The 3,608-nt window shown below is 68.9% G+C and carries 3 protein-coding genes; all 3 read left to right on the top strand.

Features of this window, described 5'->3' with window-relative positions; all coding sequences use genetic code 11:
* Window positions 1-318: 318 nt before the first annotated feature.
* Entirely contained in the window at window positions 319-1,113 is a 795-nt protein-coding gene (locus AC1D01_RS25260; protein ID WP_477871253.1) for a substrate-binding periplasmic protein, read from the top strand.
* 13 nt (window positions 1,114-1,126) lie between these two features.
* Window positions 1,127-2,671 (top strand): methyl-accepting chemotaxis protein, encoded by a 1,545-nt coding sequence (locus AC1D01_RS25255; protein ID WP_477871251.1) that lies wholly within the window; start codon window positions 1,127-1,129, stop codon window positions 2,669-2,671.
* 227 nt (window positions 2,672-2,898) lie between these two features.
* On the top strand, window positions 2,899-3,608 hold a 710-nt coding region (locus tag AC1D01_RS25250; protein ID WP_477871249.1), incomplete at its 3' end, for a hypothetical protein.

Here is a 3,608-nt window from a genome sequence, read left to right as displayed (position 1 = left end):
GCCTGGCACGTGGTGCAGCAGCGCCAGGGGCGGGTCGAGCCGACGATGCAGATGGCCGGCGTCGGCGTCAACGACGATGCGTCGCTCGAGGAAGAGGCCGATGTGATGGGGGCCCGCGCACTGCAGGCGGCGGGGTTGGAGACCGACGGGCACTGACGCACCGCGCCGCGTGCGCATTCGGTCACGCGAAGGGGGCTCGATTCATCTCCAGTTCCGATGGGTCCTGCCGAAAGTCTGGGGAGTGGACAAGAGTAGKCCAAGCATTGCTGCGCCTGCCGAGATCCGCGCAGCTCCCTTCACTCCTTCGCTCCTGCCCCCATGAACACGACCCGCTCCCTCGTCGCCGGCTTCGCCGCGCTCGTCGCCCTCGTTCCCGTCGCCCAGGCGCAATCGAACCCCGAGAAGATCACGCTGTGCCACTCGCACGAAGAGGCGTACCCCTGGCTCATCAACGGCAAGCCCGGCTACAGCGCGCTGATGATGCAATCGATCGAGAAGCAGCTCGGTGTGGCGATCRAGCTCGCGCCGATGCCGTGGAAGCAGTGCATGGCCGAGGTCAAGAGCGGCACGATGGACGGTGCGATCAATGCGAGCTTCGCCGCTGACCGCGCCGAGTTCGCGGTGTACCCGGTCAAGCTCGACGGCGAGGCCGACGCCACCAAGCGCATGTACCGCGCCACCTACGCGCTGTACCGCCTCAAGGGCTCGGCCGCCGGCTGGGACGGCCAGAAGCTGAACGGCGTCGATGGCACCGTCGGCGCGCCGACCGGCTACTCGGTCATCGCGCAGCTGACCAAGATGGGTGCCAAGGTCGATGACAGTGCCAACGCCACCACCGAGATCCTGAAGCGCCTGGCCGCCGGCCGCTACCAGCTGGTCGCGCTGCAGACCACCGAAGCCGACGACACGCTGCAGGCCGAAGCCGATCTGCGCGCCAAGGTCGAGCGCATCAACCCGCCGCTGGCCGAGAAGCCGTACTTCACGATCTTCTCGAAGGTGTTCTACGCCAAGCACGGCCCGACCGCCAAGGAAGTGTGGAAGCTCGAGGGCAAGACGCGCGACTCCGTCGAGTTCAAGGGCCAGGTCGCCCACCTCGTGAAGTCGGTCGACTGATCGGGGAGCCGCCGTGAAAGTCAAAAGCACCATCTGGCTGTTGCCGGTGTCGTCGGCCCTCGTGTTCGCACTCGGGGTGATGGTCGTCTTCGCGTTCTCGACCCGCACCTCGCAGGCGCTGGACGCGGTCGGCAGCACGCACTACCCGTACCTCAGCGCGAGCCAGCAACTGGCCAGCCGCTTCGATGCGCTGGTCGTCAGCCTGCAGGGCGCGGCCTCCGACGGCGACAAGAAGCGCCTCGAGGAGACCGGCCACCAGGCCGAGCAGATCCGCGAGCTGCTGAAGGGCACGCAGGCGATCCCCGCGCGCGCTGCCGCGGCGCAGCGGCTGCAGGGCGAGTTCGATGCCTGGTATGCGTCGGCGCTGCAGGCCATCGGCATCGTGATCGGCAGCCAGCAGGGCGATGAAGCGGCGGCGCTGCAGAAGATGCAGGGCGCGCAGAAGCAGTTCGGCGCGTCGGTGAAGCAGGCGCAGGCCGAGGCCCAGGAGGGCTTCGACACCGCGCTCGCGGGCGCCAAGCGGAGCACCGCGTCGACGCTGGTGGCCATCCTCGCGAGCGCGGGGCTGGTGCTGGTGGGCCTCGGCCTCGGTTCGCGCTGGGTGATCCGCCAGGTGTGGCGCCAGCTCGGCGGCGAGCCCGAGTACGCCCGCGATGCGGTGCTGCGCGTGGCGCAGGGCGACCTGTCGCACGACATCGCGGTGCAGCCCGGCGCCGACGGCAGCCTGCTGCACGCGGTGCGCGACATGGTGCAGCAGCTGCGCAGCCTGGTCGGCGACGTGCAGAACGGCGCGCAGTCGATCAGCCATGCCACCACCGAGATCGCCAGCGGCAATGCCGATCTGTCGAACCGCACCGAGCAGCAGGCCAGCGCGCTGCAGCAGACGGCGGCGTCGATGCAGCAGATGACCGATTCGGTGCGGCTCAGCGCCGGCAACGCGCAGCAGGCCAACCAGTTCGCGGCGTCGGCGGCCGGTGTGGCCGACCGCGGCGGCGAGGTGGTGACGCGGGTCGTCGCGACGATGGACGAGATCTCGGCCTCGAGCCGCAAGATCGCCGACATCATCGGCGTGATCGACGGCATCGCGTTCCAGACCAACATCCTGGCGCTGAACGCGGCCGTCGAAGCGGCGCGTGCCGGCGAACAGGGCCGCGGCTTCGCAGTGGTGGCGAGCGAGGTGCGCTCGCTGGCGCAACGCAGTGCGCAGGCGGCGCGCGAGATCAAGGCGCTGATCAACGCCTCGGTCGAGAAGGTCGACAGCGGCACGCGGCTGGTCGGCGAGGCCGGCCAGACCATGACCGAGATCGTGYAGCAGGTGCGCCGGGTGACCGACCTGATCGCCGAGATCAATGCGTCGACCACCGAGCAGACCAGCGGCATCGCGCAGGTCAACCAGGCGGTGAACTCGCTCGACCAGGGCACGCAGCAGAACGCGGCACTGGTGGAGCAGAGCGCGGCCGCGGCCGAGAGCCTGGAACAGCAGGCCGGCGACCTGATGCGGCTGGTGTCGGTGTTCAAGGTGTCGGCTCAYGCCCGGGCGTTGGCGCCGGCGCACTGAGCACCCTGAAATCTCGCCGCGGCCTCGGCAGCCGGTCGGCACGACGGGCGCGGCGTCGTTGAAACGTCAACGATGCGTCATGACAGCCGCTTGTTCCCGGCATTCCGTTCCTGTCTAATCCGCCGGCCGCGTCGATGCAGTTCCTCCAGAGCATTCGCCGCGAGCACAGGTAGTCGGTCGAACACCGCAGGTGTTCACCGATGTCGAGACGAGACGAGGAGCGTTCCGTGAAGAGCAGGAAGATGGCAGCGCTGATGCTGCTGATGGCGCACGCGTGCCTGTGGTGGGTCGGGTCGGTTGCAGCACAGCCCATCACGCAGTACCGGGCGAACTACGAAGCCATCGGCGCGTGGACGTCGTCGGTGCCGGCCGCAGTCGGTGACCTGATCCAGATCCTGGAGTCTGTCAGCGGCTCGTATTGCGCGTCGGTGCGCAATGCGCCGGACGACTACACGATCCGCGAGTGCTCCTACCTCGACCACGAGACCGACGGCGTGCACTTTCGCATGCGCCAGGTCATCGATTCCCGCCACGGCGAAGAGATCCATCACTCCGACAACATCATCGGCGGCACCTACGAAACCCGTGGCCCCTGGGTGATGACGCGCATCAAGGGCCCGCCGCGCAGCTGCCCGGCGCAGCTCCAGCCCGGGCACCCGATCCACCCGATCAGCGGCGGCAAGAGCCTGCGCGAGGACCTCGGCGTGGGCCGCATCGGCGGGCAGCCGCTGGTGGCGCTGTACGACACGATGAACCTGCCGCCGCAGAGCGCGCCGGAGGCGGCATCTGCTGCGGCGCTGGCCGCCAATGCGAGCGTCTCGTTCGGCGGATTCTGGCGCGGCAACCTGCACAAGCGCCTGATCTTCCAGACCGATGCCGCCCACGCGTTGCGCAGCGTGGTGGCCACGCGCGACGACGGCAGCTGGCAGGGCTTCAA

It is taken from the genome of Rhizobacter sp. P3_B12, assembly GCF_056402895.1.
This window is presented reverse-complemented; position numbering and strand designations above follow the sequence as displayed.